This is a genomic window from Nordella sp. HKS 07 (assembly GCF_011046735.1).
Taxonomy (GTDB): domain Bacteria; phylum Pseudomonadota; class Alphaproteobacteria; order Rhizobiales; family Aestuariivirgaceae; genus Taklimakanibacter.
Window position 1 is genome coordinate 3,376,280 of record NZ_CP049258.1, and the last position, 26,788, is coordinate 3,403,067.

The 26,788-nt window shown below is 62.8% G+C and carries 25 protein-coding genes; 7 read left to right on the forward strand and 18 right to left on the reverse strand.

Annotation, left to right across the window (positions count from 1 at the left end; all coding sequences use genetic code 11):
- The first annotated feature begins 58 nt into the window (after nt 1–58).
- Genes G5V57_RS15825 through G5V57_RS15835 form a run of 3 tightly spaced genes read left to right on the forward strand, consistent with a single transcriptional unit; the run spans nt 59 to nt 3,616 of the window.
- Nucleotides 59–874 (forward strand): ABC transporter substrate-binding protein, encoded by an 816-nt coding sequence (locus G5V57_RS15825; protein ID WP_165168545.1) that lies wholly within the window; start codon nt 59–61, stop codon nt 872–874.
- A 13-nt stretch (nt 875–887) separates the two neighbouring features.
- Nucleotides 888–2,378 (forward strand): amino acid ABC transporter permease/ATP-binding protein, encoded by a 1,491-nt coding sequence (locus G5V57_RS15830; protein ID WP_165168547.1) that lies wholly within the window; start codon nt 888–890, stop codon nt 2,376–2,378.
- A gap of 11 nt (nt 2,379–2,389) precedes the next feature.
- Complete coding sequence (locus G5V57_RS15835) at nt 2,390–3,616, forward strand: Zn-dependent hydrolase (RefSeq protein ID WP_165168549.1); 1,227 nt, start codon at nt 2,390–2,392, stop codon at nt 3,614–3,616.
- A 151-nt stretch (nt 3,617–3,767) separates the two neighbouring features.
- Here the strand turns inward: G5V57_RS15835 and G5V57_RS15840 are convergent, their stop codons facing one another.
- The 11 genes from G5V57_RS15840 to G5V57_RS15890 form a co-directional block, all read right to left on the reverse strand.
- Nucleotides 3,768–4,751: a zinc-binding dehydrogenase gene (locus tag G5V57_RS15840; protein WP_165168551.1), complete on the reverse strand. Its 984-nt coding sequence runs from the start codon at nt 4,749–4,751 to the stop codon at nt 3,768–3,770.
- Nucleotides 4,751–5,734 carry an agmatinase family protein gene (locus tag G5V57_RS15845; protein ID WP_165168553.1) on the reverse strand — a complete coding sequence of 328 codons (984 nt, stop codon included), beginning with the start codon at nt 5,732–5,734 and terminating at the stop codon, nt 4,751–4,753. The genes G5V57_RS15840 and G5V57_RS15845 overlap by 1 nt, the downstream gene beginning before the upstream one ends.
- Before the next feature lie 20 nt (nt 5,735–5,754).
- The gene (locus G5V57_RS15850) at nt 5,755–6,423 is read right to left on the reverse strand and encodes a DUF2848 family protein (RefSeq protein WP_165168555.1); all 669 of its coding nucleotides are present in this window, start codon (nt 6,421–6,423) and stop codon (nt 5,755–5,757) included.
- 7 nt (nt 6,424–6,430) lie between these two features.
- Nucleotides 6,431–7,216 (reverse strand): creatininase, encoded by a 786-nt coding sequence (locus G5V57_RS15855; RefSeq protein ID WP_165168557.1) that lies wholly within the window; start codon nt 7,214–7,216, stop codon nt 6,431–6,433.
- A gap of 344 nt (nt 7,217–7,560) precedes the next feature.
- Nucleotides 7,561–8,484 (reverse strand): polysaccharide deacetylase, encoded by a 924-nt coding sequence (locus tag G5V57_RS15860; protein ID WP_165168559.1) that lies wholly within the window; start codon nt 8,482–8,484, stop codon nt 7,561–7,563.
- A 14-nt stretch (nt 8,485–8,498) separates the two neighbouring features.
- Complete coding sequence (locus G5V57_RS15865; RefSeq protein ID WP_165168561.1) at nt 8,499–9,098, reverse strand: DUF1989 domain-containing protein; 600 nt, start codon at nt 9,096–9,098, stop codon at nt 8,499–8,501.
- A gap of 13 nt (nt 9,099–9,111) precedes the next feature.
- Complete coding sequence (hutH, locus tag G5V57_RS15870) at nt 9,112–10,647, reverse strand: histidine ammonia-lyase (protein WP_165168563.1); 1,536 nt, start codon at nt 10,645–10,647, stop codon at nt 9,112–9,114.
- Between the two features lie 4 nt (nt 10,648–10,651).
- Nucleotides 10,652–11,596, reverse strand: a complete 945-nt coding sequence (locus G5V57_RS15875) for an ABC transporter permease (RefSeq protein ID WP_165168565.1) — start codon at nt 11,594–11,596, stop codon at nt 10,652–10,654.
- The gene (locus G5V57_RS15880; RefSeq protein WP_165168567.1) at nt 11,589–12,683 is read right to left on the reverse strand and encodes an ABC transporter permease; all 1,095 of its coding nucleotides are present in this window, start codon (nt 12,681–12,683) and stop codon (nt 11,589–11,591) included. The genes G5V57_RS15875 and G5V57_RS15880 overlap by 8 nt, the downstream gene beginning before the upstream one ends.
- The gene (locus G5V57_RS15885; protein ID WP_165168569.1) at nt 12,683–14,197 is read right to left on the reverse strand and encodes an ABC transporter ATP-binding protein; all 1,515 of its coding nucleotides are present in this window, start codon (nt 14,195–14,197) and stop codon (nt 12,683–12,685) included. The genes G5V57_RS15880 and G5V57_RS15885 overlap by 1 nt, the downstream gene beginning before the upstream one ends.
- Before the next feature lie 74 nt (nt 14,198–14,271).
- Nucleotides 14,272–15,225 carry a BMP family protein gene (locus G5V57_RS15890; RefSeq protein WP_165168571.1) on the reverse strand — a complete coding sequence of 318 codons (954 nt, stop codon included), beginning with the start codon at nt 15,223–15,225 and terminating at the stop codon, nt 14,272–14,274.
- A 158-nt stretch (nt 15,226–15,383) separates the two neighbouring features.
- On the opposite strand from G5V57_RS15890, the gene G5V57_RS15895 reads away from it, so the two are divergent.
- The gene (locus tag G5V57_RS15895; RefSeq protein ID WP_165168573.1) at nt 15,384–16,295 is read left to right on the forward strand and encodes a LysR family transcriptional regulator; all 912 of its coding nucleotides are present in this window, start codon (nt 15,384–15,386) and stop codon (nt 16,293–16,295) included.
- A gap of 158 nt (nt 16,296–16,453) precedes the next feature.
- On the opposite strand, the gene speB is transcribed toward G5V57_RS15895, so the two are convergent.
- From speB to G5V57_RS15925, 6 genes are all read right to left on the reverse strand, one after another.
- The gene (speB, locus tag G5V57_RS15900; RefSeq protein WP_165168575.1) at nt 16,454–17,410 is read right to left on the reverse strand and encodes an agmatinase; all 957 of its coding nucleotides are present in this window, start codon (nt 17,408–17,410) and stop codon (nt 16,454–16,456) included.
- Nucleotides 17,411–17,722: 312 nt separating this feature from the next.
- Entirely contained in the window at nt 17,723–18,463 is a 741-nt protein-coding gene (locus G5V57_RS15905) for an SDR family NAD(P)-dependent oxidoreductase (protein WP_165168577.1), read from the reverse strand.
- On the reverse strand, nt 18,463–19,239 hold the full coding sequence (locus G5V57_RS15910) for an SDR family NAD(P)-dependent oxidoreductase (RefSeq protein ID WP_165168578.1): 777 nt from the start codon (nt 19,237–19,239) through the stop codon (nt 18,463–18,465). The genes G5V57_RS15905 and G5V57_RS15910 overlap by 1 nt, the downstream gene beginning before the upstream one ends.
- Nucleotides 19,240–20,031 (reverse strand): ABC transporter ATP-binding protein, encoded by a 792-nt coding sequence (locus G5V57_RS15915; RefSeq protein ID WP_165168580.1) that lies wholly within the window; start codon nt 20,029–20,031, stop codon nt 19,240–19,242. It abuts the gene before it with no gap.
- A 247-nt stretch (nt 20,032–20,278) separates the two neighbouring features.
- Nucleotides 20,279–21,133 carry an ABC transporter permease gene (locus G5V57_RS15920; protein ID WP_165168582.1) on the reverse strand — a complete coding sequence of 285 codons (855 nt, stop codon included), beginning with the start codon at nt 21,131–21,133 and terminating at the stop codon, nt 20,279–20,281.
- A gap of 31 nt (nt 21,134–21,164) precedes the next feature.
- Nucleotides 21,165–22,178 (reverse strand): ABC transporter substrate-binding protein, encoded by a 1,014-nt coding sequence (locus G5V57_RS15925; protein WP_165168584.1) that lies wholly within the window; start codon nt 22,176–22,178, stop codon nt 21,165–21,167.
- Nucleotides 22,179–22,310: 132 nt separating this feature from the next.
- Here G5V57_RS15925 and G5V57_RS15930 point away from each other — a divergent pair, with 132 nt between their 5' ends.
- The 3 genes from G5V57_RS15930 to G5V57_RS15940 all read left to right on the forward strand — a co-directional run bounded on the left by G5V57_RS15930 (nt 22,311) and on the right by G5V57_RS15940 (nt 25,574).
- Nucleotides 22,311–23,231: a LysR family transcriptional regulator gene (locus G5V57_RS15930; RefSeq protein ID WP_165168586.1), complete on the forward strand. Its 921-nt coding sequence runs from the start codon at nt 22,311–22,313 to the stop codon at nt 23,229–23,231.
- A gap of 215 nt (nt 23,232–23,446) precedes the next feature.
- Complete coding sequence (locus G5V57_RS15935) at nt 23,447–24,841, forward strand: aminotransferase (RefSeq protein WP_165168588.1); 1,395 nt, start codon at nt 23,447–23,449, stop codon at nt 24,839–24,841.
- A 112-nt stretch (nt 24,842–24,953) separates the two neighbouring features.
- Entirely contained in the window at nt 24,954–25,574 is a 621-nt protein-coding gene (locus tag G5V57_RS15940) for a TetR family transcriptional regulator C-terminal domain-containing protein (protein ID WP_165168590.1), read from the forward strand.
- Here the strand turns inward: G5V57_RS15940 and G5V57_RS15945 are convergent.
- Complete coding sequence (locus G5V57_RS15945; protein ID WP_165168592.1) at nt 25,546–26,787, reverse strand: MFS transporter; 1,242 nt, start codon at nt 26,785–26,787, stop codon at nt 25,546–25,548. The two genes, G5V57_RS15940 and G5V57_RS15945, sit on opposite strands and share 29 nt — an antisense overlap.
- Between the last annotated feature and the right edge of the window lies 1 nt (nt 26,788).

Consider the following 26,788-nt stretch of genomic DNA (forward strand, 5'->3'; position numbering starts at 1 on the left):
GATTGGGCGAAGGAGACGCGCTGCCTGAATCATAAAAGCAAGGGAGTGAGAGATGAGAATGACGAAACGCCTTCTGGTAGGACTATGCGCGGTGACACTTGCCTTCGGCCTCGCTGGCGCTCAGGCGGCCGAAGTGGAGACGATCGAGCAGGGCACACTTCTCATCGGCTCGGACCAGGTCTACCCGCCTTATGACTATATCGAGAATGGCGAGACCAAGGGGCTCGACGCCGATGTGATGGCCCTGATCGCGCCCAAGCTCGGGCTTTCGGTGAAATTCATCGACACGCGCTTCGCCAATCTGATCTCAGGATTGCAGGCTCAGCGCTACGACATGATCGCTTCGGCGCTTTATGTGACGCCTGCCCGCGCCAAGGTCGTCGACTACATTCCCTATGCCAAGACCGGCGGCTCGCTCATGGTGCGCGGCGACGACAGTTTCGCGCCAAAGAAGCCGGAAGAGCTGTGCGGCAAGCGGGTCGGTAATCTCAAAGGCGCCGCCTGGGTGCCCGAGCTCCAGAAGGTGTCGGACGCGAAATGCGCTTCCGAGCCGATCCAGGTGCAGGAATATGCGACCTCCGCGGAAGCTGTGCAGGCATTGTTCTCGCGCGGTGTCGATGTCGTCTTCGACGATGCCGGTGTCTCGCAGGCGGCCGTCATCACAGCCGGCGACCGCTTGCGTATCACCTCGGATGAAATTCTCTTCCCGGTGGTCATGGGCATTGCCGTCAAGAAGGGCAACACGGCATTGGCGGAGCGCGTCGATACCGAGCTCAAGGCGCTCATCGCGTCCGGCGAATATGTGGAGCTTCTCAAGAAATACAATCTTGCCATGCCGACACCGGAAGAAATCCAGAAATCTCTGACCGAATAGGGCTCGAGATCTCATGGAATTCGATTGGACCTATCTGTTGCAGCTCTTCTGGAGCCGCGACTTCTGGAAGGCGACCCTTCTCGTCGTCGAATTGAGCCTTGCCGCCTGGGTTCTGAGCGTCGTGTTGGGTTTCCTCGTTGCTTTGGCACGGCAGTCACCTTACTGGGCGGTGAGCCGGGCCGCCTCAGTGTACATATGGTTCTTCCGCAGCCTGCCGCTGCTGGTGCTTTTGATCTTCGTCTATAACTTGCCGCAGGCTTTTCCCTCGACCGGCGCCTTTCTGTCCTTGCCTTTCGTCGCGGGGCTGATCGCTCTGGTGCTGAGCGAGACCGCCTATATCGCCGAGATCCATCGCGGCGCGCTGATGGCGGTCAATCGCGGCCAGTATGAAGCGGGCCGCGTCCTGGGGCTCGGCAAGCTCGGCATCCAGCGCCTGATCGTCATCCCCCAGGCGCTGCGCATCGCATTGCCGGCGCTCGGCAACGAGTATGTCTCGATCGTCAAATTGACCTCGCTCGTCTCGGTCATATCGCTGTCGGAGATCCTGCTCGTCGGCCAGCGCTATTACACGCAGAATTTCAAGGTGATGGAGACCATGTTGGCGGTCGCCTTTTATTACGTGTTGATCGTCACCGTATTCGACCGCTTGCTCAAGCTCCTGGAGAAGCATCTCGATTTTTCGAAGAAAGAGACGGAGCTGTCGACGGCGACGGCCGACGGGCAAGCGTTCGCGGCGGTGCGTTTCACCGCTTCTGCGCAACAGCCAGCCATCAGCCTCGAGCGCGGCGAGAAGCGTTTCGGCGAAAGTACTGTCTTCAGTGACCTCTCGTTGGCGGTCAAGCAAGGCGAGGTGGTGTCGATCATCGGGCCGTCGGGCTCCGGCAAGACGACCCTGATCCGCTCCTTGAACGGGCTCGAAGCCCTCCATCGCGGTGTGGTGCATCTCCATGGCGTCGCCATTCTGGCTGGGAATGAGGAGAAGCTGAAGCCGCCGAAACTCAGCCATGAGTTGCTGGAAATCGGCATGGTGTTCCAGAGCTTCAATCTCTTCCCGCACAAGACGGTGCTGGAGAATGTGATGATGGCGCCCGTCTATCACAAGCGTGGCGGCCGGTCCGAGATCGAGGCGAAGGCCCGCCAGTTGCTTGACCAGGTCGGCATGCTCATGCATGAGAACAAATATCCGCATCAATTGTCGGGCGGCCAGCAGCAGCGCGTCGCCATCGCCCGGGCGCTGGCCATGGAGCCCCTGGTGCTGCTTTTCGACGAGCCGACCTCGGCGCTGGACCCTGAGACAGTCGGCGAGGTCCTGCGCATCATCGCGGATCTGGCGAAATCGGGCCGCACCATGGTCATCGTCACCCATGAGATGAAATTCGCGCTCGATGTGTCAGACCGCGTGGTCTTCATGGAAAAGGGCCGCATCGCCTTCAACGGCTCGCCGGCCGAATTGCGCGAACAGGTGTCGCGCGGCGATCGGCTGGCGGACTTCGTCCGATTATAGGAGAATGGCGCATGGCCCTCAGCAATCTCGCGATCGATTCTGACCGTCTCCTGAGCCGTCTTAAGCAATTGGGCGAGATCGGCCGAGACGGCGACGGCCGGCTCGTCCGGCTCGCGGCTTCCGATGCCGACAAGGCCGGTCGCGACCGGTTCGTCGCCTGGGCCAGGGAAGCGGGGCTCGCGGTCAAGGTGGATCGCGTCGGCAATATCTTCGCGCTCTGGACGGAGTCGGAGAACGCGCATGAGGCACCCTTGATGCTGGGCTCCCATATCGACACGGTGATTGATGCCGGCATCTATGATGGCTGTTATGGCGTGCTGGCCGGGCTCGAGGTGATCGCAACCCTGAAGGAGGCACGCCTGACACCGAAACGGCCATTGGTCGTCGCCGCCTTCACCAATGAGGAGGGCGTGCGCTTTTCACCCGACATGATGGGCTCGCTCGCCTTTGCCGGCGGCATCACCGTCGATGAGGCGCTCGCCGCGCGCGGCACCGACGGCAAGCTCCTCGGCGAGGAACTGGCGCGCATCGGTTATGCCGGGTCAGATGATGTCGCGCGGCCCGCCGCCTATATCGAGCTCCATATCGAGCAGGGGCCGGTGCTGGAGCGCGAGGGCATCGCCATCGGCGCCGTCGAAAATCTGCAAGGCATCTCCTGGCAGCGCATCACGCTCGAAGGTGTGGCCAATCACGCCGGCACCACGCCCATGGCGATGCGCCACGATGCCGGCTTTGCCGCCGCCTCCGTCATCACATTTCTGTATGAGCGCGCCAAGGCTTCGGCGTCGGGCACGGTGGCGACGGTCGGCACCATCGCTTTCGAGCCCAATGCCATCAATGTCATACCCGCGCGGTCCATTTTCACAATCGATCTACGCGATCCCGACGAAACGAGCCTCAAGTCCCATGAGCAGGCGCTTGCCGATTACCTGAACGCGCTGGAAGGGATTACGGTCTCGGTCGAGCGCCTCGCCCGTTTCGAACCGGTTATCTTCGATCAGGGGCTGGTGCGCGAGATCGGAGCGGCGGCGAAGGCGCGCGGCCACACGGTGCGCCGCATGACCTCGGGCGCCGGGCATGATGCGCAGATGCTCGCGCGCATCGCACCCGCGGCGATGATCTTCGTGCCGAGCATCGGCGGCATCAGCCACAATCCGAAGGAATTCACGCCTGATGCCGACCTCATCGCCGGCGCCAATGTGCTGCTCGATGTGGTGCGGACCCTGTCAATCCGCTGAGAACAGCAGATTAACAGGGGAATTTTTACAGCGGATTTACAGGGGAATAACAGCGGATTTGCAGCGATTTGCAGGGAGTTGGAAAATACAGTTATGCCCGACACCGGTATTTTCCATCTCACGCGCCGGCCCACGATCGCAAGAGTAGCGCTTATGAAACCTCCAGCAGCAGCTTCCCCGACACTGTGCGTGATGCGAGCAGCTCATGCGCCTTGCCGGCCTCCGGCAAAGGCAGGATGGCCTCGATCGGCAGCGTGAGCTTCCCCATCACCAGGCCCTCGGTTATGGCTCTGATGCCGCGCCGCCAGACAGCCGAGCCTGGCCTCGCATGCAGGAATTCGAACCCTGCCATGGATGTCGAGCGCTGATAGAGCTTGGCGCGGATATTGAAATGCGGATCACCCGCCGCCTCGCCGATATTGATCAGCCGGCCGAAATAACGCAGCACATCGAAGCTGCGCTCGAGAATGTCGGCGCCCAGCGAATCGATCACCAGATCGACGCCGCGTCCGTCGGTCAGCCGCATCACCTCGGCGACAAAATCCTGCCGCGAGCGGTCGATGACATGGGCGGCGCCAAGCTTGAGGGGGCCCTCGGCCTTACCGGCCGAGCCGACCGTCCCAATCACCCGGGCGCCCTTGGCCGAGGCGATCTGCGTCAGCATGAGGCCGACGGCGCCGCCAATGGCATGAATGAGAATTGTCTCGCCGCGGCGCAACGGATAGGCGGTGTTGAGGAGATGCCAGGCGGTGATGGACGCGGCGGGGATCGCCGCCGCCAGCTTCAGATCGATGCCGGCCGACAAGTTGATCACATAGTCCGCCGGCACGACGCAATATTCGGCATAGCCGCCGAGCATCCGGGGACCGGTGATCGCCGCCACCGGTGCGCCGATCTTCACGCCGCGAACCCCAGGCCCTACGGTGTCGACATGGCCCGACACTTCGAGGCCGATGATCGCCGGATAGGCGATCGGATCCGGATAGTTGCCGAGCCGCTTCTGGATATCGCCCCAATTCACCCCGCAATAACAAACCTTGATGCGCACCTCGCCGGCGCCGGGTTCGGGTGTCGCGACCTCTTCCCAGCGGAACACCTCCGGGCCGCCCGTATGAGGAAGGACGAGGGCGCGCATCAGCGTCTGTCCCAGGCGCGGATCTTGCCGGCCTTGCGGGCGGCGAGGCAGGTAATCGCCTCGACCATCAATTTTGCTGCGAGCGTCGAGGTATGTCCGGTCTTCGAATCGTAATCGGGAGAGACTTCGACGACGTCGAAGCCGCAGAAACCCCTTTCGCAGCCGAGCCGGACTCCATTGATGATCTCGCGCGCCGTGAAGCCGCCCGGCTCGATGCTGTTGGTTCCGGGCGCAAAGGCGGGGTCGATCACGTCGATGTCGACGCTCACATAGGGCGGGCGGCCGTCCCGCGACACGATGTCGAGCGCTTCTTCGACGATCGCCTCGATGCCGCGCTTCTGGACGACGCGGTCAGGATAGATGGTGATGCCGAGCTCACGCGCGAGCGGCGTCCATTCCGGCAGGTTGCGGGCACCCTTGGGGCCGATGATGGCGATGCGCTTGGGATCGATCTCCGGCAGCTCGCAGATGCGCAAGACCGGCGAGGCGCGCGTCAGCCGGTCGTTGTTGAAATTCTCGGAAAGATCGAGATGCGTGTCGAACAGCAGGAAGCCGAGCGGCCCGCCTTGGCGTGCGGCGACCGACTTCACCGCGGGATAAGTCACGCCGTGATCGCCGCCCATCATCAGGGGGACGGCGCCGATGCGCTGGATCTCGGCGATGCGGTCCTCGAGCCTGCGATAGCTCAAAGGTGTGTCGCCCGGCATGACGTCGATGTCGCCGCAATCGGTCACCGTGACATGATCGAGCGTCTCGAGGTCCCAATCGAAATGATAGGAGCCGAAGAGCAGCGAATATTTGCGGATCTCCTGCGGTGCCCGCCGGGTGGCACCACCGCGGAAGGTGGCGATGCCGTCATAGGGCATGCCGACGACGACGGCATCGGGATTGCCAGCTTTGGCGAGATCGGGCGTATAGGCCGAGCCCATGAAGGCGGGCACGTCGCCGAAGATCTTGGGGATTTCATTGGGTGATAGGGCCATTCTTGCCTCCGGAATTGAGATCAATACAGCGGCTTGAGCGCCGTGACGGTGAAGCCGTGCCGTATCTCGCGGCCTCTCAGCGGATCGGTGATCGTCATGTCGATGCGATAGGGCGCCGGCGGATAGGCGCCCTTGCTCGCAATGGTGCCGGAAAAGACCATCCGGCCATTGGCCTCGATGCCGTCCAGTGCCGCGAGCTTCGCGAGCAAGGTCTCGGGGCGGATCAGGGCGGCGAGCCGGTCCTGCTGCAAAATCGTGCCGTTGCAGGCGAGCCTCAGCTCGAGATCGTCCCAATGCGCCAGCACATCGTCGAGCGGCCAGGCGCCGCCCGCCAGCACCTTGGGGCAGAGATTCTTGGATTTTTCGCTCGACAGCTCACGCTCGACCTCGATGTCGCACTGGTCGTTGCCGACCGTGACATAGAACCTGTCCTGCCAGGCGAAGAGGACATATTCCACCTCCGCCACCGTATCCGGCCCATAGACGGTGATCTCGGCGCCTTGCGTGATGAGGCGCGGCGCGACCGGCCAGAGCATAGGCGCGAAAGGCGGGCGCTTGACGCCCTGGCGCGCCATCTCCTCGATATGGGCCTCGACGTCGGCGGCGCTGCGCCCGGCGAAGCCTGCCAGCACGAGCCGGCCGATCACCGGCTCGACGCGGCCGCCATCGGCTAGGTTGAAAGACAGCATCGCCGTCCTACCGGGCTTTGCCGGCGCCGAACTCCTCGGCGAGCGCCTGCTCCATGCGTGTGATGACGTCGGCCAGCAGCCATTCGCCCTTTTCCGCCGACGCGCCCGCCGTCATCGACAGGACGCCGGACGGCGGCACTTCCGTAACCGGCCCCGGGAAGCGGTCATAGGGCTTGAACTTCGCCGGTCCGTCATTCTTCGCCTGGCTCAGATCGACGAGATCGGGCTTGAGCACCTGCATCAGCGACGTCTCGATGACGCTCGCATGTTCGAGCTCGATGCCCGGATAGCCATTGGGGAAGACGCGGGCCAGCGTCTCGGGGCGCACCAGCTCCCAATGATCGAGGCGCAGGATCTTGAGATCGCCGAGGCGGTCGCGGCCGATATGATCGAGCGCGAGTTCGATCGCCTCGACCATCGGCCAGGTGTTCTCATAATGTCCGTTGACGATGACGATGCGCCGGGCGCCGTGCCGGAAAAGCTCGGTGAGAATGTCGCGCAGCAGCAGCGTGAGTGTCGCGGCGGTGATGTTGATGGTTCCCGGAAAGGCCGGGCCGCCGCCGGAGCGCGGCTGCGAGCGGTTGCCATAGGCAACCGTCGGCGCGACCAACCCGCCGCAGAAGCGGGCGAGCCTTTCGCAAATGGCGGAGGGAATGATGGCATCGACGCCCAGCGGCAGATGCCGGCCATGTTGCTCGGTAGCGCCGACCGGCACGAAGACGACCGCGCCCTGGGCGATGCGCCGCTCGAATTCCGGCCAGCTGATATCAGCAATATTGATCCGCTCGCTCATTTCTTCCTCCCTATCCCGCAAAATGACTATAGTCGTTAACGCCCTCATGCTGAGGCGCGAGCGAAGCGAGCCTCGAAGCATGATCCAGGCACGAAGTCTTGCCGCTTGCCACCCTTCGAGGGCCGCTGCGCGGCCACCTCAGGGTGAGGGTTGCAGATGAGGCTAGTGTGCTGAACGCGAAGTTCCTGATATCAGGTGGCTTGCACGGACAGGAACTTCGCGTTCAAAAGCACACTAGATTCATTAGGTTTTCTAGTGTCCTTCCGAATCCGAAGTTCGCTCGGAAGGTCCCGCTGGCTTTGGCGAACTTCGGATTCGGGACACTAGTCTCATCACGCCTTAATCTACCCCTTGCGCAGCATCGACGAGGGCGGCGGCGAGGGGATCTGGAGCTTGTCGTAATAGGGCAGCTTGTCGACGCGCGCCTGATAGGTGCCCTTCTTGCGCAGGCTCTGCACATGGCCGGCAATATCCTCCAGCCGGGCGAACCAGACATCGCCGGTATTCAGCATATACTCGATCATCTTCTCGATCCGGAGCCAGCGCGACAGCCGCCCGCTGACGAAAGGATGCCACACGCCGATCCATAAGCCACCGCCGGCGGTGCGCATCGCCTCGAACTCGGCCATGAAGGTCTCCATGGCGCGGTCGGGCGACATGATCTGGAACATATAATTCAGATCGATCGAATGCACATAGGGCGGCCAGTCGTCGAGCGCCCAGCTTGACGGCAATTCGACGATCTCGCCCTTGCCATTGTCAAGGATATAGGGGACGTCGTCGCCCATCAGCGAAGAGTCATAGAGGAAGCCTTCCTCGACCAGGAGATCGGTCGTGTGGATCGAGTAATTGTAGAGCGGCGAGCGGTTGCCGCGCGGCCGTTTGCCGGTGTGTTTCTCGATGACGGCGATCGATCGCTGCATCCAATATTGCTCCTCGCTGCGTGACAGCGAATTGGGCGCCTCATGGATATAGCCGTGGAAACCGACCTCGTGACCGTCCTTGACCATCGCTTCCACCGCCTGTGGATATTGCTCGATGCACCAGGCGGGAACGAAGAAGGTCTGCTTGAGGCCGTAGCGGCGATAGCCGTCGAGGATGCGCGGCACACCGACTTCGGGCCCGTATTTCAGCATCGACATGGTCGATACGCGGGTGATCGAATCCTGCGGATGCTCGATGTGCACGAGGCTGTCGGCATCCATGTCGAAAGTGATGGCCACGGCGACCTTTGCGCCATTGGGCCACGGAACGGGACGTCTGATCATGGCTCTGTCCGTTGTCAGGAGAGGATCTGGTAGTGGGCTTCGACGGGCTTGCCCTTGTTGATCGGCAGGATGTCCTGCGGGCATGCCGACATGGCGATGACACAGTCCATCATGGCGCGCAGGATGACATAGTCGCCGGCCTTCGATACGGGCTCACCCCACCCCGTCTTGCCGTCGGGCGCCACCGGGATGTTCATCCACAGATTGAGCGGGCTCGGCACTTCTGGTGGTGTCAGCCCGATCTGGCGCATGCCGGCATAGAGATTATCGGTGCAGTTGTCGTGATATTCGGTGCAGCCGAGGAGTCCGTAGCGATAGTCGTCGCAAGCAGCGAGAAGCGTGTCATGGATGCCTGGCGAGGTGTCTTCCTCGAAGAACAGGATGGGCCGGCGCCGGTTGGTGTGGAGATTGTGGCCCTTGGTCGGGAAAATCGTGCCGATGGTAGGCCGCAGATGCTCGTTCGACATGAATTCATGCAGGTCTTCGGCGCTGAAGGCCCAGGTATCGACGACCTGATGCCCATGCGTGTTGATGATCTTGATGGCCTGGCCCTTGGTGAGGCGGCAGGCCCGGCCCTTGCGGGCAGGCAGCGTCAACAGTTCTGATGCGGACATTTTCTTCTCCATTTTATGGGCAGGAACTGGCCGAGCTCAAAGCGAGGTCGGGCGGAAGCATAGCGAGGAACGCGCCGGAAAGGACCAAATCCTTCACCGCCGCGATGTCGGGCGCGAAGAATCGGTCTTCCTCATAGGCTGGAACAAGTCGGCGGATCCTGGCGTGAATATCTTCGAGGAGTTTGCTGGAGCGCGCAGGACGGCGGAATTCCAGCCCCTGACAGGCGGCCAGAAGCTCGATGGCGAGGATCGCCGCGACGTTGTCCGCCATGTCGGCGAGACGCCGCGCGGCGAAGGTCGCCATACTGACGAAGTCCTCGTGATTGGCGGTGGTGGGGATGGAATCGACGCTTGCCGGATGGGCGAGCGACTTGTTTTCGCTGGCGAGTGCGGCGGCCGTCACCTGGGCCACCATGAATCCTGAATCGAGGCCGGTTTCCTTGACGAGAAAGGCCGGCAGCCGGCTATGATGGGGATCGGTGAGCATCGCGATACGCCGCTCCGACATGGCGCCGATCTCCGCCAGAGCGACCGCGATCATGTCGGCGGCCATGCCCACCGGCTCGGCATGGAAATTCCCGCCATAGAGAATGTCGCCGCTCTCGGCGTCGACCATGGGATTGTCGGTCCAGGCATTGATCTCATGCCCGATGACCGTCGCCGCATGACGCAGCTGATCGAGGCAGGCGCCCATCACTTGCGGCTGGCATCTGAGGCAATAGGGATCCTGGAGGCGTCCATTGACGCGCGCGTCGACGCGGATGCCGCTCTCGGCGAGAAGCATGCGCAGCATACCGGCAACGGCGATCTGACCAGGCTGGCCGCGCGCCTGATGCAGGCGGGCGTCGAACGCCATGTCCTGGCCGTGCGCCGCCTCTACGCTGAGCGCGCCCGCGACGAGTGCTGCCGCGAGCAGTTCCTCGGCGCGGAAGAGGCCGGCGACCGCGAAGGATGTGGAGGCCTGAGTGCCGTTCACGATCGAAAGGCCTTCCTTTGCCGCGAACTTGAAGGGCTTGAGCCCGGCCGCCTCGAGCGCCGCCGTGGCGGATACGATGCAGCCGGCATGAAGGACATCGCCCGTTCCGATCAAGGCGGCGCCCATATGGGCCAGCGGCGCAAGGTCGCCCGAGGCGCCGACCGAACCTTTGCTTGGAACGCAAGGGGTGATGTCGTGGTTGAGGAGCGCCAATATGGCTTCGGCCAGTTGCGGTCGTGCACCCGAGCGCCCCGTTGCCAGCGCCGACGCCTTGAGCAGCATCATGCGGCGCACATCGTTCCGGCCCATGAACTCGCCAGTCCCGGCCGCGTTGGAGACGATGAGCCGTCGTTGCAACTCGTCGAGGTCGCGCGCCGAGATCAGATGACCAGACAGCGTGCCGAAGCCGGTATTGACGCCATAGGTGGTGATGCCTTGCGCGATACGATCCTCGACGACCTGCCGCGACTGCGCCATGCGTTGGCGATCGGCGGGCGCGAGTTCGAGCTCCATATCCTGCGCGGAGAAGTCGCGCAGATCCTTCAGGGTCAGCGTGCCCGGTTTAAGCAACATGTCTTCAGGTCTTGGATTCGCGTTGATAGGGCACGCCCACCGCCGCCGGCGGTTTCACCCGGCCATAGAGGCCGATAAGGGCGAGGATGGAGGCGACATAGGGGAGAGCGGTGAAGATCTGATAGGGCACGGACGGATTGGCGAATTGCAGCCTGAGCTGCAGCGCGTCGCAGAAACCGAAGAACCACGAAGCGAGCAATGCACCGATCGGATCCCAGCGGCCGAGGATGATCGCGGCGAGCGCGATGAAGCCCTTGCCGGCGCTCATATGTTCGGTGAAGACGAAAACCTGCGACACGACGATATAGGCACCGCCGAGGCCGGCGAGCGCGCCACTCAGCAGCACGCAGGCGAAGCGCACCGAATAGACAGGAACGCCGGCAGAATCGGCGGCTCCCGGGTTTTCGCCGGTCGCCCTGACAGAGAGGCCCCAGGCGCTCTTGTAGATCAGCCAATAGAGGAAGGGCACGAGCAGATAGAGGAAATAGATGAGCGGATCCTGGTCGAAGAAGATCGGCCCGATGAAAGGAATTTTGGACAGACCCGATATGGCCCAGGGCGTGAAGCCGGGCAGCGTCTTGGTCGTGGCATTGAGGCCGAAGATCAGGCGCGCCAGGAAGGCGGTCAGGCCCAGGGCGACGAGATTGATGGCGATACCGCAGACGATCTGATTGACCTTCAGGCGGATCGACAGGAGGCCGAGAACGCCGCCGCCCAGCATGCCGCACAATATGCCGACGAGCACGCCGCCAAGGGGATTGCCAGTGAGGAAGGTGCCGAGTGCCGCGCCGAAGGCGCCCGACAGCATCATGCCTTCGAGCCCGACATTATATATGCCGCCTCGCTCGCAGATGACGCCGCCGAGCGCGGCGAAGGCGATCGGCACCATGAGGCGCAGGCTGGTGCGCAACAGGTCGGTGATCAGCGCCAGATCCAGAAACTCAAGCATTCTGCTTCTCCCCCAGCGTGACCGCCGCTTCCATGGCGCGTCGCCGCGCCAGGATCTTGCCCCAGCGCGAATCGCTGAATTTGATGGCGAGGCTGGCGGCGACGAAGATGACGACGAGGCCCTGGATGGCGTCGATCACCGTACTGTCGACGCCGACGGCCCGTTGCATGAACTGCGCGCCGGATCTCAGTCCTGAGAAAAACAGCGCGGAGATGGGAACGAGGATCGGGTTGGCGGCCGCCATGAAGGCGACGACGATGCCGTCGAAGCCGTAGCCGGGACTGAACATATGGAACAGGCGATATTTGACGCCAAGAATCTCGAAGGCGCCGGCGAGACCGGCCAGCGCGCCGCCAAGCGCCATGGTGGCAACCATCTGCCTCTGCACGAAGATGCCGGCATAGCGCGCCGCCTGGGGATTGCTGCCGACCGTCGTGATGGCGAAGCCGAAGGTCGTGTATTTGAGGGCGAGCGCCAGGGCTATGGCGAGCAGCACGCCGACGATGGCGCCGATATGCGCGTCCGTCGGGTTCATGATGTGCGGCAGGAACAGGCCGGACGGAATCTCGGCCGAATAGGGGTAGGGTGCGCCTTCCTCCATCATCGGGCCGCCCGCGGCATAGCTGACGATATTGATGCCGACATAATTGAGCAGCAGCGTCACGATGACTTCGTTGATGCCGCGATAAGCCTTCAGATAGCCGGCGATCGCCGCCCAGAAGGCGCCGCCCGCCGCACCCGCGAGCGTGCAGATGAGGAGATGCAGCGGCCAGTACATTTCCGGCAGATAGAGGGCGGCGATGGCGCAGAACAGCGCGCCCATATAGATCTGGCCCTCGGCGCCGACATTGAAGAGGCCGGCCTGCAGCGGAATGGCGACGGCGAGACCGGCGAGCAGAATGGGCGAGAACTTCACCAGCGTGGCGCCGAAGCCGTAATAGTCGAAGAACGCTTCGCCGAAGAGCGAGCGATAGGCTTCGATCGGATTGGCGCCGGCGACCAGGATCAGGACCGATCCGGCGAGCAATGCCAGAAGCACCGCCCACACCGTCTTGGTCACGAAGAGGAATTGCATGAACCGCGCCATCAGGCGGCCTCCCCTTTCACGCCCGCCATCAGTTCGCCCAGACGCTCGCCGGTCGCTTCCTCCGGCGCCAGAATGCCGGTGATGACACCGCGGCACATCACCGCGATGCGGTCCGATATATCCATGACATGTTCGAGCTCGGTGGAAATATAGAGAACGCCGACGCCCGCTTTCTTGAGATCGAAGATGGTGTTCTGCACGAATTCGATGGCGCCGATATCGAGACCCTTGCAGGCCTGCATGATCACCAGGATCCGCGGCCGGGCCTCGATCTCGCGCGCCAGGATGACCTTCTGCTGATTGCCGCCCGACAGAAAGCGGGCCAGCTGCTGCGGCGAGCGCAGGCGCACGTCGTAGCGCTTGACGAGCTCGATGGCGTTCTTTGCCATATAAGCGAAATCGAGGATGCCGCGATGCGAGGCGGGGGGGCGATCATAGTCGCGTAGGACGAGATTCGTCGCCACCGGATAGTCGAGGACGAGGCCGGTCGTCTGCCGGTCCTCGGGCACGAAGCCGATGCCGGCTTCGTTCTTGCGCTGCTTCACCCCGAGGCGGGTGATGTCGCGGCCCGAGACCTCGAGCGCGCCGCTGTCGAGAGGGCGCAGGCCGGCGATCACTTCGCTGAGCTCGCGCTGGCCGTTGCCGTCGACGCCGGTCACGCCGAGCACTTCGCCCTCATGCAGCTCGAAGCTGAGATTGTCGAGCGCCTTGACACCCCTGTCGTTGGTGGCGACAAGATCACGGGCCGTGAGGATGACCTTGCCGGGCGTGGTTTTCACACGCTTGAGATTCATGATCACGTCGCGCCCGACCATGCGCCGGGCGAGCTGGCGCGGCGTCGTGTCCTTGGCATCGATCTCATCGGTGACCTTGCCGTGGCGCATGACCGTCACGCGGTCGGCCACCTGCATGACCTCTTCGAGCTTGTGGGTGATGAGCAGGATGGTGTGATTGGCGGCCCTGAGCGCCCTGAGGCTTTCGAGGAAGGAGCCGATCTCGCTCGGTGCCAGCACACTGGTTGGTTCATCGAGGATGAGGACTTCGGCCTTGCGATAGAGGGCTTTGAGGATCTCGACGCGCTGGCGCATGCCCATGGGGAGCGTCCATATCTGCGCGGTCGGATCGATGTCGAAGCCGATCTTGGTGCTCAATTCGCGGATGCGGCTCTCATGGGTCGTGAAATTGACGGTGCTGAGGCCGCCGCTCAGACCCAGCACGATGTTCTCGGTGACGGTCAGCGAATTCACCAGCATGAAATGCTGATGGATCATGCCGATGCCGTCGGCGATGGCGTCGGCGGGCGACGCCAGCCTGAGTTCCTTACCGTCGAGCAGGATGCGGCCCTCATCGGGCTGGTAGAGCCCGTAGAGGATGTTCATCAATGTGGTCTTGCCGGCGCCGTTCTCGCCGAGAATGGCGTGGATCGCGCCCTTGGCGATCTTGATATCGATGTTGTCGAGCGCCTTGAACTCGCCAAACGACTTGCTGATCCCATCGATGACAATGTGATCCATCACCCGCCCACTCACCTGATCCGCAATGCAAATGATAAGGGGACGCCTCTCACGAGGCGCCCCCGGTCACATCGTTACGGCTTGAGTTCGCCGGATTTCATCTTCTCGGCGAGCGCCAGCACCTCGGCCTTGACTTCTTCCGGAACGGCGGAGTGGAAGGTGCCGATACGGGCCGCTTCGGGCGTCGACAGGTCGAAATTGTAGTTCTTGCCCTCGAGCTTGCCCTCCTGAGCGAGCTTGAGATAGTCGAGCATGGCGCCCTTGATGTCGAAGATGGCCGACTGGAGTACGGTGTCCGGCCAGTCGCTGATCGCATCGTAATAGAGCCCGAAAGCCCACACGCCCTTTTCCTTGGCGGCCTGCAGGCTGCCGATCACCGCATTGTCCATGGTCGGGAAGATCACGTCGGCGCCCTGGGAGATCTGGTTGAGGGCGGCTTCCTTGCCCTTGGCGATGTCGTCCCAGTCATTCGTGTAGGCGGTGAAGACCTCCGTGCCGCCGGCATCCTTGAAGCCCTTTTCGTAGCTCGCATTGAGATCGAGGGAGAATTTGATCTTCTGTCCGCCGATCCAGCCGGCCTTGCCGGTCTTGGACATCTTGCCGGCAATATAGCCCATGAGATAGCCGAATTGCGAAAAGTTGAAGTCGGCCGAGGCGATATTGCCTTCGCCCTGCTGGCCGTTATTCACGACGAAGATCGTGTCGGGATATTTGGAGGCCACGCGCTTGGCGGCATCCTGGAATTCGCCGCCATGGCCGATCACCACCTTGTAGCCGCGCCTGGCATAGTCGGCCATCGCCTCGGCCTGATCGGCCTGCGCGACCTTTTCGCTATAGGCGACCTCGATGCCGAGCTTCTCCTTGGCCTGGAGAATGCCTTCATAGCCGGACTGGCTCCAGGATTTGTCCGTGATGTTGCCCGGCATCACGATGGCCACTTTCATGGTGTCCGCCGAGGCCGGCCTGAGGACGGCAATGCTCGCCGCCGTTCCACACAGGGCAATGAACGATCTTCTGCTGATGATCATGACTGTTTTTCCTCACCGCACCAGTTGGTTTTGATGATTGTCCATGCGCCCGCAATGTCGCCGCGGGAGAATGGATGTGGTGCTCACTACAGTCTTGATCAGAATTCACTTATGATCGATATTAAATAAATGAACTTTATTTTCATCTAGGATAAAGTATGCACCGCGAGGCGAAGGCGCAGATCACCCTGGATGGCGTGGATGTCAATCTGCTCCGGATTTTCTGTGTCATCGTCGAGAGCAACGGGTTTTCGGCCGCGCAGGCGCGCATGAATGTCAGCGCCGCCTCGATCAGCAGCAAGATGGCGGCTCTTGAGGAGAGGTTGGGACTGCGCCTGTGCCAGCGTGGGCGCGCCGGTTTCGATCTGACCAGCGAAGGCCGCAAGGTCTATGAAGCGGCGACGGCGATCTTCAAATCGCATGTCTCCTTCGTGCGCGAAGTGAGCCAGTTGCGCGAGGAACTCGCCGGCCGCCTCGATATTGGTGTCGTCGATTCGACCGTGACCAATCCGGACATGCGCCTGCCGGATCTGGTGCGCCGCTTCAGCGTCAAATATCCAAATGTGCATCTCTCGCTGCAGATCAGGGAGCCGTCGCAGATCGAGCGCTCACTCCTCGAGGGCAGCATCAATATCGGCATCTCGGCCTTCTATCACCACGTGCCGGGGCTGAGCTATCGGCCCTTCATCAAGGAGCTGCATGAGCTCTATTGCGGGCGCGGTCATGCGCTTTTCGACCGGGCGCCCGACCATATCGAGATGGTGGAGCTGCGCGGCTGCCGATATGTCATCCGCAGCCATTTGCCGTCCAATGTCGAGCTCGCCCCCGACAGCGTGACGGGGGCGGCCACGGTCTCCGACATGGAGGCCATGGCGCATCTGGTTCTGTCGGGCCAGTTCATCGGCTTCATGCCGGTCCATTATGCCTCGATATGGACGCAGACCGATCGCATGCGCCCGATCCTGCCTGGGCGTTTCACCCATACATCGACTTTCGAGGTCGCGACCAATCTCGAGCAGAAACACGATCGCCTGACACTCGCCTTCCTGCAGGAGATCCGGGCGAATTAGCACCTCCAAACCGTCATGGCCGCCCGGATGGCCGGGTTTAACCCGGCCATGGAGGCGGCCATCCAGCCTATCCGATCAACAGTTGCACGGCGTCGAGCCTGGATGGCCGGGTCAAGCCCGGCCATGACGAGGGGAGAGCGCCGCGCGCGATGTGGCGCTCAACGCCGTGGGCTGTTCGCCATCACGCAGAGAAGCTCGAACATCATGGTGGCGCCGGCGAGCGCGGTCGAGCCGGTCGGATCGAGCGGCGGCGAGACCTCGACGAGGTCGGCGCCGATGATGTCGACGCCGTCGAGCAGGCGCACCATGGCCTGCGCCTCGCGCGTGGTGATGCCGCCGATCTCAGGCGTTCCGGTACCGGGCGCAATCGAGGGATCGAGCGCGTCGATGTCGAAGGACACGTAGGTCGGCGCATTCCCGACGAGCTTGCGCGCTTCTTCCATTACCGATTTCGGTCCCCGCTCGGCGAATTCCTCGATGAAGACGATGCGTACTCCCGCCTCGCGGGCGAAATCGTAATTGGAGGCGTCCGAGATGGCGCCGCGTATGCCGATCTGGATCACGCGCTTGGGATCGAGCAGGCCCTCCTCGATGGCGCGGCGGAACGGCGTGCCGTGATTGTAGCGGCTGCCGAAGAAGCTGTCATAGGTGTCGGAATGGGCGTCGAAATGGATCATGCCGACCGGCCCCTTGGCGGCGATGGCACGCAGGATCGGCAGGCTGATCAGGTGGTCGCCGCCCGCCGTCAACGGCCGCGCGCGTGCCTTGTGGATCTCGGTGTAGAAGGCCGTGATACTTTCAAGCGTCGCCATGAGATCGAGCGGGTTGATCGGCGCGTCGCCGCAATCGCCGACCTTCATTTTGTCGAAGGGCGACTGGCCGGTGACATGATGGACGCGGCGCACCAGGCTCGACTGGTTGCGGATCTCGCGTGGGCCGTGGCGGGCGCCGGTGCGGTTGGTGGTGCCGCCATCGAAGGGAATGCCGACCAGCGCGATATCGACTTGGTCGGGCCGAGCGATCGGCAGGCGCATGAAGGTCGGGAGACCCGCGAAACGCGGCACGAGTCCCGAATCGAGCGGCTGGAAATCCGCATTGCTTGTTCGTTTGTTCATAAGGTGCCTCCGTTTCCTTTGCCTACCAGCGCTTCAACACTTTCCCTTCTCCCGCTTGCGGGAGAAGGTGGCCGAAGGCCGGATGAGGGTGTTCTTTCCGCCCATTCCGATCTCGAATTCGATGCGCGAATGACGTCCGGTCTTGTGTTCTTATGAGAGACTGGCGCTCGTTGAGCCAGCACCCTCATCCGCCCTGTCGGGCACCTTCTCCCGCAAGCGGGAGAAGGGGAAAGACGGAGGATGGCGTCCCAGTCAGCGAGCATTGCCAATTTCACCTCAGGGTTAGGGGGCTGCTGTCAGTTGTCACAGTCATCAGAACATCGCCGCGCCGCCATTCGGGCTGACGCATTGGCCGGTCATGAAAGTGCTGCCGGGTCCGGCGAGGAAGAGGGCCGCGGCGGCGATCTCTTCCGGCCGGCCGAGGCGGCCGAGCGGATTCATCGCTTCCTTGGCCAGCGTTTCGGCCGAGGTTTGCTCGATACCGAGCATCGGCGTATCCGTCGGTCCGGGGGCGATCGTGTTGACCAGGATCCTCGGCGCGAATTCACGCGCCCAGGATCGCGTCATCGAAAGAACGCCGCCTTTCGAGGCGCAGTAGAGCGAGCAGTTCTCGCGCCCCAGATAGGCAAGCTCGGAGGCGATATTGATCACCCGTCCGCCGCGATCCTGCGCCACCATCAGCCTGAGCGCCTCGCGCCCGACCAGGAACACGCCTTTCAGATTGACGCCGATCTGCCGGTCGAAATCGGCGACGCTTGTCTCGAGCAATGGCTTCTCGACAAGTATGCCGGCGCTATTTACGACAATATCCACACCGCCGCTCTCGCGCACGGCGTCGAAAAGCTGAGTGACGTCCGGTTCGTCCGCCACATTGACGCGCCGGCCTGTCGTCGTGCCGCCCGCCGCCTTGACCGCTACCGCGATATTCGCATCGCTCGCATAGTCGGCAATGGTGACATGGCAGCCTTCCTTGGCGAAGGCGATAGCGATGGCGCGGCCGATGCCGCTGGCGCCGCCGGTGACGACCGCATGTTTTCCGCTGAGCACACCCATCACGCCATCACCTCGCCGCGATCGACATTGACGGCCTGCCCGGTGATGTCGCGCGCCAGGTCTGAGGCCAGGAAGAGATAAAGATTGGCCACGTCATCGGGCTCCATGAGGCCGGGCAACGCCTGATTGGCCAGGATCTGGCCCAGCATCTCGTCTTCGCCGATGCCGGCGCGCTCGGAGACCTCGGTCAGCGAGCGAAGCGCGGCACGCGTCTTCACCCAGCCGGGACAGACGGCGTTCACCCGGATTTTGCGTGGTCCGAGCTCCTTGGCGAGCACACGCATGAAGCCGAGATTGCCGTGCTTGGACGTCACATAGGCGGCGAATTCGGCGGCGGCACTCTTCGACCAGACCGAGGCGGTGATGATGATGTTCGAGCCTTCCGGCATGCGGATCAGCGCTTCGCGCGTGACATAATATGTGCCGACGAGATTGATCTCGATGATGCGGGCGAAGAGTTTTTCGACTTCATCGCCTTCCTCATACATGGGGGTGAGCCGCTCAAGCCCGGCATTATTGATGAGCACATCGAGAGGGCCGATGCCGCCGACCGACTTGCGCACCTGTTCGCGATCGGTGATGTCGCAGATTTCTGACCTGACCGTCTTGCCGGTGGCCTGCGCCATCTGCCTTGCGGCGTCCTGAATGTCGGCCGTGCTGGAGAGGATCGTCACGTCGGCGCCCTGGCGCACGAAACCTTCGGCAACGGCATAGCCGATGCCATGGCTTGCCCCGGTGACGAGCACCTTCTTGCCGTTGAAATCAAAAGCCCCCATTTATTCTGCTGTCTCCATGTTGCGTTCTTCATTGCGGATCAGCGCCAGCACATCGCGGCGGATCTTGCGGAAATCGGAATGATCGAGAATGTCGAGGCCACGCTTCTCAGGCAGAGTGGCGCTGACCGGAATGTCGGCGAGGACGCGGGCCGGCCGCTTCGAGAAGACGACAACCCGGTCGGCGAGCAGCACCGCTTCGTCGACGTCGTGAGTGACGAAGATGACCGTCTTGCGCTCGGCCCGGCGCAGATCCATGAGCTGGAGCTGCAGGCGCTCGCGGCTCAGGGCGTCGAGGGCGCCGAAAGGCTCGTCCATCAGCAGCACCAGCGGATTGGCGGCGAGCGTGCGGGCGATGGCGACGCGCTGGCGCATGCCGCCCGAGATGCGGTTGATCGTGTAGTCGGCGAAGGGCGTCAATCCGACGAGATCGAGATAGTGGCGGGCGATCTTCTCCTTCTCGACCGCCGAGACATCGTCGCGGTATTTGAGCCCGAAGCGGATATTGCCGAACACGGTGAGCCAGGGGAAGGACGAATAGGACTGGAACACCATTCCCTTGTCGCGGCTCGGCCCGTCGACGCGCTTGTCCTTGAGATAGATCTCGCCCGCGCTCGGCGTCTCGAGCCCGCCCACCATGCGCATGACGGTGGTCTTGCCGCAACCGGAGGGGCCGACGAAGACGACGAACTCGCCTTCCCGGATGTCGAGCGAGAGCGGTGTGACCACGGGGATCGTGCCGCCATCGGGGGTGGAGAATTCCTTGGCCACGTCGCTGATGCGGATGAAGCTCATTCGCGGCTTCCTCTTTCACCCTCGCCCTGCAAGCGCAGCGCGGCGGGGAGAGGGAAGGGCCCGTCGCGAAGCGACGGGAAGGGTGAGGGGCAACCTCTGCGACGATTGAACTCTCATGGACGGTCGGGGGGCAATCACGACGAGGCCCCTCACCCTCCCAATGCTTCGCATTGGGTCCCTCCCTCTCCCCGCTGAAGCGGGGCGAGGGTAAGTTCACCGCAATCTTGTCTATCGCCATGCCCGCCCCCTAATTCAAATACCGGAACCAGCGCCGGTGCAGGAAGCGGATCGCCTGGTCGGAAACAAGGCCGATGATGCCGATGGTCAGGATGCCGGCGAAGACGTCCGGCGATTTGCCGTAGCGGCGCGCCGTCCACAGCTCGTAGCCGATGCCCGAGCTCGAGGCGACGATCTCGGCGACGATGAGATAGGTCCAGCACCAGCCGAGTGTGATGCGCAGGCTGTCGACCATGTTGGGCAGCATGGCGCGCAGCAGCACATCCTTCATCAGGGCCGAGTCGGATGCGCCGAGCGTGCGGCCGGTCTCGATATATTCCTTAGGGACCCGCCTGGCGTCGTCGGCGATGAGCAAGATGAGCTGGAAGAAGGTGCCGATCCACAACAGCGTCACCTTGGAGCCCTCGCCGATGCCGAGCCAGATCAAGGTCAGCGGCACCAGCGCCGGCACCGGCAGGTAGCGCACGAAATCGATGATCGGCTCGAGAAGAGCCGTGACGGCGCGATAGCCGCTCATCAATATGCCGAGCGGGATGGCGATGACGGCGGAAGCGAGAAACGCCGCCCAGACGCGCGCGACGCTGATGGCGATATCGCCGATATAGCCGTCGGAAAAGAGGCGCACCCAGGCCGAGATCACCGCCAGGGGCGAGGGGAGGATCTGCGGCTGGACCAGTCCGCTCTCGGCGACGAACGCCCAGCCGCCCAGCACCGCCAGGAAGGCGGCGATGCTGAGCCAGAGTTCGAGACGCGGCTGGGCCTGGGCGCGGAAGGTGAAGAGATCCTTCCACGCCGTCGGGCGCGCCGGCCTGGTGGGAACGCGTTCCGCCGCCGGCTTCTCGCTTTCACCGCTCGTCACGGTCATGCTTTTCAATTCCGCCCGACCGGTATTCGGCCTACTGAAGCTTGTTGATGATCGTCCGGTCGATATGGTCTTCCGGCAAGAGCTTCACGTCGGACGAGCCGAATTCGAGATTGAGATCCATGGTCTCCTTGAAGATCTCGTAGACGCGGCCTTCCTTGTCGACGGTCCCGATGAACTCCTTCGCTTCGGCGAGCGGCGTGTAGCGGAAATTCGGCAAGGTCGCCTTGAAGTCGTCGGCGGTGATCGAGAATTGCTTGGCGATGATCGGGATCGCCGCTTCCTGATTGGCGTTGAAATAGTCGATGGCGCGATAAATGGCCCGCAGGAATTTCACATATTTGTCAGGATTGGCCTTGAGCTCTCCGGTATGCGCCATGATGATATCGAGGATCAGGTCCTTCTGGTCCTTTGACGAGGTCAGTATATGGGCGCCGCGGTCTTTGTGCGCGGCGACGACCTGGCTCAGCACCGGCTCATAGGTGCCGATCGCCACGACCTTGGGATCGGCGAACACGCCGATCGCATCGGCCGCCGCGATATCGGTCAGTACCGTATCCTTGATCGAGAGGTTGCATTCCTTCTTCAGCGCCATCTGCATGATGAGGCGCGCCGGCAGGTTCGGTTCGACCGCGATGGCCTTGCCCTTGAGATCGCAGACCGACTTGATCGACTGATCTGCCGCCCAGCCATCGCCGCCGGTCGACAAATCGATCGTGCCGATGATGATTCCCTGCGTTTCCTTGCGCCGGCCGAGGCCCTGATATTCGCCGACGGTGCGCAGATAGCAGTCAATGTCGCCGCGCTCCATGGCAGCGATCGCATTGGGCATATCGTCATCGAGGATTTCCTCGACCTCGATGCCTTCTTCCTTGAAGTAGCCGAGCTCATTGGCGAGATGGACCGGCCCGAAGCCGACCCAGACCGGATACATGCAGGTTACTTTCTGCGGATTGCCGACGGCCGCATCGGCCGACCCGCCGGCAAATCCCGCCACGGCCAGAGCCGTGCCGAGGCAAAGTACGAGTGTTCTGAAAGACTTCAGCATGGTCGTTCTCCCTATCCGCGCGGTCTCTGCAGACTGCCGCGCTCGATTGCTGCAACTTAATCTTATGGGCTTCCGAAACCATCGGAAAAGAGGCAAGATCAGATCGTTACATTCAGAAAGCGGAAGTATCCAATGCGCCAGCTGCTCGACATCGATCTCAGGCTCATCCGCATCTTCCGTGTCATTGTCGAAGCCAAGGGATTGGCTGGCGCCCAGCTCGTCCTCAATCTCAGCCAGTCGCGCATATCGACCAGCCTCGCCGAGCTCGAGGCGCGGCTCGGCGCCCGTCTTTGCCGGCGTGGCCGCTCGGGCTTCGCGCTGACGGAGGCCGGGCGCGCCGTCTATGACGCCTCGCATGATCTCTTCGCGGCGGTCGACCGCTTCTGCAACGAGGCCGGCACGGTATCGCTCAATCTGCGTCGGGTGGTGAAGCTCGGCGCCGTCGATGCGCTGGCCACCAATGCGGAGATGTCGCTCGCCCGGGCGGTCGGACATTTCCGCGAGGCCGCCCCCTCGGTGCAGATCGATTTCATGATCACCGGCCCCGAGGAACTGGAAGCGCAGCTCATTGCCGGGGCGCGCGACATCATCATCGTGCCCAGCATCACTAAGCGCTCCGATCTCGCCTATCTGCCGATCTGCGCGGAGAAGCAGTCGCTCTATTGCGCCAGGGGTCATCCGCTCTTCGGCGAGGAGGAAAAGGTTGTGGAGCGCAATCTGGCGGGCCATGCCATCGTCGCGCGCGGCTATCTGCACAGCCAGGATCTGAAGCGGCTCGGCTACCGCCAGGCCGATGCGACGGTGGAAATGATGGAAGCGCAGCTCATCCTTATTTTGAGCGGCGGCTTCATCGGCTATCTACCAGCCCACTATGCGACGCTCTGGGTCGAGCGCGGCGAGCTGCGTTGCCTCTGCGACGATAAATTCGGCTATGACTCGACATTTTATGCGGTGAGCCAGAGAAGCGCCACCGAGAACCCGCTGCTGCGACGCTTCCTCGCCAGTTTCGTGGAAACGAAACGCCAGCGCGGCGTATTGGAGGAGGTTGATTGACTGGACAATCAAAAATATTGACTCGTTGCCGCCGAACGCCTTATCCTTGGACTGACTTTGGAAAGCTCTTGCAACACCCCTCATGCTGAGGTGGCCGCGAAGCGGCCCTCGAAGCATCCATCAGGATAGAGCGAACGAGCTGAAGCATACCCTTCGAGGCTCGCTTTGCTCGCACCTCAGGGTGAGGGGGATGGTAGTCAATTTAGGGAAACATCATGTCCGACATACAGGGTGCGCAGTGGAATGCCGGCGAGACGGAGGCTGATGCGAAGCTGCATCTTCTGTCGCCTTCCGAGGAGATGGCGAAGCTCGGCCAGGGCATGCGGCCCTTGATCGCCTATGGCGAGGGAATCCATGTCGTCGATGCTAATGGCCGCCGCATCATCGACGGGCCGGCCGGCATGTGGTGCACGCAGATCGGTTATGGCCGCAAGGAGATCGCCGACGCGCTCGCCGCCCAGGCGCTCAAGCTCTCCTATAACTCGCCCTGGTACACGACCAACTCGCCTTCGGTGGAACTGGCAAGACGCATCGCCGAGGTGACACCCGGCGATCTCAACCGCGTCTTCTTCACCACCGGCGGGTCGACCGCGGTGGATTCGGCGCTGCGCTTCGCCGAATACTACAACAACATGCTGGGCAGGCCCGAGAAGAAGCACATCATCGTGCGCCGCGAGGGCTATCACGGCAGCACCAGTCTGACCGCCGCCTGTTCCGGCCGCGCCTTCAACTGGCAGAACTTCGACATCGCCGCGCCGCGCATCACCTTCATTTCGAGCCCCAATATCCGCCTGGCATCAGGGCTGAGGGAAGCCCAGTTCCTCGACCGGCTGGTGCGCGAATTCGAGGATACGGTCGCGAAGATCGGGCCCGACAAGGTCGCGGCCTTCCTGGCCGAGCCGCTGCTCGCTTCGGGCGGTGTCATCATTCCGCCCAAAGGCTATCATGCCCGCATCAAGGCCATCTGCGAGAAGCATGACATCATCTACATCTCGGACGAGGTGGTGACGGCATTCGGGCGCTGCGGCGAATGGTTCGCTTCCGAGAAGGTCTTCGGCGTCGTGCCCGACATTATCACTTTCGCCAAGGGCGTCACCTCGGGCTATGTGCCGCTGGGCGGCTTCGCGATATCGGACCGTCTCCTCGCCAGGATCGCGGGCGAGAATGCCAAGGGCGGCTATTACAGCAACGGCTATACGTATTCCTCGCATCCGGTGAGCTGCGCCGCGGCACTCGCCAATATGGATGTGATCGAGAAGGACGGCATATTGGAGCATGTGCGCGAGGTGGCGGGGCATTTCGCCGAAGGTCTGCGCAGTCTCAAGGGGCTTCCCCATGTCGCCGATGTCAGGGTGTCGGGTCTCGTCGGCTGCGTCGAGGTTCTGGTCGATCCGTCATCGCCGGAAGTGACCGACCGCGACAAGAAGCTGGGCGGCCGCATCGACGCGTTTTGCTTCGATCTGGGTCTCCTGGTGCGCCCGCTCGGCAATATCTGCGTCCTATCGCCGCCGCTCATCATCACCAAGGCCGAGATCGACGAGATGATCGGAATATTGTGGGAAGGCATCCGGAAGGCGGCCGCCGAGGTCAAGGAACCGGTTGCCGCTTGACGACAGGACCGGGCCCGCATATCCGGGTTTTGCGCGTGATCAGGAAAAGTGGACACCGGTTTTCCGTCCGATCACGCGCCGGATATAAGCTACGGCAATGAGTGGAACGGACGTGGGGATCAAAGCCCGCATCGCCTCGCGCGAGGATCAGGTTCAGGAACGCCGGCGTTCGCTCCTCGACGCCGCCGCGAAGGTGATCGCGCGCAAGGGCCTCACCGGCATCACCATGAACGACATCGCGCAGGAAGCGGGCTGCAGCTATGGCGTCGCCTCCTTCCATTTCAAATCGAAGGAAGGGCTCATTCTGGCGGCGCTCGACCACCTCGTCGCCGAGTATGATGCGGCCCTTAACCGTCCCGGCACCGACGAGGAGGCGCCCGCCGACCGGTTGAAAGCGATGGTGCTGCTCGACTTCGATCCCAAGATATCCAATGCCGAGCATGTCGCGGTGTGGAGCGCCTTCTGGGCGGAAACGGTCCGCAATCCCGAATATCGCCGGCGCCTCGTCGAGCTCAAGGCGCGGTACCATGCCTTCGTGAGGGCCGAGGTGGTGGCGCTGGCCAAGGAACGCAAGCTCAAGGCCGACGCAGGCGTCATCGCCAGCACGCTCAACGCCATTGTCGACGGCTTCTGGATCGCCAATCAGGTGCATGCCAGCGGCATTCTGGGCCAGAAACAGGCGCGCCATGCCTGCTTCCTCTATCTCAGGTCGATCTTTCCGGACGATTTCTAGGGCGCGTCACCCACAGCGCGATGGCGGCGGCGATGAGGCTCACCGCGATGCTGGCCAGGATCGGCAGCCGGTAGCTGTGGTTGATGTCGAAGGCGAAGCCGGCCGCGCTGGGGCCAATCAGCGTGCCGAAAGCGACGCTGGTATAGAGCACGCCGAGAATGCTGCCGATATGACGGCCGCCGAAATAGTCGGCGGCGACAGAGGGGATGATCGCCACCCAGCCGCCATAGAACATGCCGAACAGGAAGGCGAAGAGCGCCAGCGTCCAGAAATCTCCGGCAACTGCCCAGATCACCAACGCCGCGGCGATGCCTGCATGCATCAAGACGAGTGAGGCATGCCGCCCCATCCGGTCGGCGAGGCCGCCCAGAAAAAATCGTCCGGCGGTGCTGCCGACTCCGATCACGCCGAGCAGCAGCACGGCAGAGGCTGGGCTGATTCCGAGATCAAGCGCATAGGGCACGAGATGGACGAAGGGTACGAAGACGCCGAAGGCGCAGGCGAGGCTCGCGGCATAGAGGCCGATGAACTGCCGGGTCCTGACGGCTTCGCCGACCGTGATGCCTTGGGCCGCGTTCTTTCCCGCCGCCGCATCGAGCGGATCGCCGTCGGGGCCGACGCCGCGCTGGCGTGGATCATTCACCAGGAGCCATGACATGACGATGCCGAGAAGAGCGGCGAACAGCCCGAGCAGGATATAGGCCTGGCGCCATCCGGCCATGTCGATGAGCCAGGCGGCGAGAGGCGGCATCACCAGCGTGCCGAGCCCGATGCCGCTCACCGCGAGGCCGGAGGCGAAGCCGCGCCGGCGCACGAACCAGCGCTGCACCACGCCCACTGCCGGCACATAGGCGCAGCCGACGCCGATGCCGACGCCCAGTCCATAGGCCACATAGACCTCGGTGATGTTGCGCGCGAGGCCGGCGAGGACAAGGCCTGTGCCGACCAGCAGCATGCCGAGCGAGGCCATGAGGCGCGCGCCGAAACGGTCGGCAAGCGGTCCGCTGACGATGCCGAGGGCGAAATAGAGAAAACCCGCCAGCGAGAAGACGAGCGAGACTTCGCCGCGCGAGGCGCCGAATTCCTGCTCGAGCGGCTTGAGGAAGGCGCTGAACGTATAGGCGCTGCCGAAGCCGAGAAGCGTCACGGCGAAGGCCGCGGCGACGATGGCCCAGCCATAGAAGAAACGTGAGGGGGCGGAGGTCGAGGTCATG

What these genes read in the sequence shown, in the direction of transcription:
- G5V57_RS15945 (WP_165168592.1), bottom strand. Translation starts at nt 26,787, where the DNA reads ATGACCTCGACCTCCGCCCCCTCACGTTTCTTCTATGGCTGGGCCATC.
- G5V57_RS15875 (WP_165168565.1), bottom strand. Translation starts at nt 11,596, where the DNA reads ATGCTTGAGTTTCTGGATCTGGCGCTGATCACCGACCTGTTGCGCACC.
- G5V57_RS15835 (WP_165168549.1), top strand. Translation starts at nt 2,390, where the DNA reads ATGGCCCTCAGCAATCTCGCGATCGATTCTGACCGTCTCCTGAGCCGT.
- G5V57_RS15865 (WP_165168561.1), bottom strand. Translation starts at nt 9,098, where the DNA reads ATGTCCGCATCAGAACTGTTGACGCTGCCTGCCCGCAAGGGCCGGGCC.
- G5V57_RS15890 (WP_165168571.1), bottom strand. Translation starts at nt 15,225, where the DNA reads ATGATCATCAGCAGAAGATCGTTCATTGCCCTGTGTGGAACGGCGGCG.
- G5V57_RS15935 (WP_165168588.1), top strand. Translation starts at nt 23,447, where the DNA reads ATGTCCGACATACAGGGTGCGCAGTGGAATGCCGGCGAGACGGAGGCT.
- G5V57_RS15825 (WP_165168545.1), top strand. Translation starts at nt 59, where the DNA reads ATGACGAAACGCCTTCTGGTAGGACTATGCGCGGTGACACTTGCCTTC.
- G5V57_RS15925 (WP_165168584.1), bottom strand. Translation starts at nt 22,178, where the DNA reads ATGCTGAAGTCTTTCAGAACACTCGTACTTTGCCTCGGCACGGCTCTG.
- G5V57_RS15880 (WP_165168567.1), bottom strand. Translation starts at nt 12,683, where the DNA reads ATGGCGCGGTTCATGCAATTCCTCTTCGTGACCAAGACGGTGTGGGCG.
- G5V57_RS15905 (WP_165168577.1), bottom strand. Translation starts at nt 18,463, where the DNA reads ATGGGTGTGCTCAGCGGAAAACATGCGGTCGTCACCGGCGGCGCCAGC.
- G5V57_RS15885 (WP_165168569.1), bottom strand. Translation starts at nt 14,197, where the DNA reads ATGGATCACATTGTCATCGATGGGATCAGCAAGTCGTTTGGCGAGTTC.
- hutH (WP_165168563.1), bottom strand. Translation starts at nt 10,647, where the DNA reads ATGTTGCTTAAACCGGGCACGCTGACCCTGAAGGATCTGCGCGACTTC.
- speB (WP_165168575.1), bottom strand. Translation starts at nt 17,410, where the DNA reads ATGAACAAACGAACAAGCAATGCGGATTTCCAGCCGCTCGATTCGGGA.
- G5V57_RS15855 (WP_165168557.1), bottom strand. Translation starts at nt 7,216, where the DNA reads ATGAGCGAGCGGATCAATATTGCTGATATCAGCTGGCCGGAATTCGAG.
- G5V57_RS15845 (WP_165168553.1), bottom strand. Translation starts at nt 5,734, where the DNA reads ATGGCCCTATCACCCAATGAAATCCCCAAGATCTTCGGCGACGTGCCC.
- G5V57_RS15930 (WP_165168586.1), top strand. Translation starts at nt 22,311, where the DNA reads ATGCGCCAGCTGCTCGACATCGATCTCAGGCTCATCCGCATCTTCCGT.
- G5V57_RS15840 (WP_165168551.1), bottom strand. Translation starts at nt 4,751, where the DNA reads ATGCGCGCCCTCGTCCTTCCTCATACGGGCGGCCCGGAGGTGTTCCGC.
- G5V57_RS15895 (WP_165168573.1), top strand. Translation starts at nt 15,384, where the DNA reads ATGCACCGCGAGGCGAAGGCGCAGATCACCCTGGATGGCGTGGATGTC.
- G5V57_RS15915 (WP_165168580.1), bottom strand. Translation starts at nt 20,031, where the DNA reads ATGAGCTTCATCCGCATCAGCGACGTGGCCAAGGAATTCTCCACCCCC.
- G5V57_RS15860 (WP_165168559.1), bottom strand. Translation starts at nt 8,484, where the DNA reads ATGATCAGACGTCCCGTTCCGTGGCCCAATGGCGCAAAGGTCGCCGTG.
- G5V57_RS15920 (WP_165168582.1), bottom strand. Translation starts at nt 21,133, where the DNA reads ATGACCGTGACGAGCGGTGAAAGCGAGAAGCCGGCGGCGGAACGCGTT.
- G5V57_RS15830 (WP_165168547.1), top strand. Translation starts at nt 888, where the DNA reads ATGGAATTCGATTGGACCTATCTGTTGCAGCTCTTCTGGAGCCGCGAC.
- G5V57_RS15850 (WP_165168555.1), bottom strand. Translation starts at nt 6,423, where the DNA reads ATGCTGTCTTTCAACCTAGCCGATGGCGGCCGCGTCGAGCCGGTGATC.
- G5V57_RS15910 (WP_165168578.1), bottom strand. Translation starts at nt 19,239, where the DNA reads ATGGGGGCTTTTGATTTCAACGGCAAGAAGGTGCTCGTCACCGGGGCA.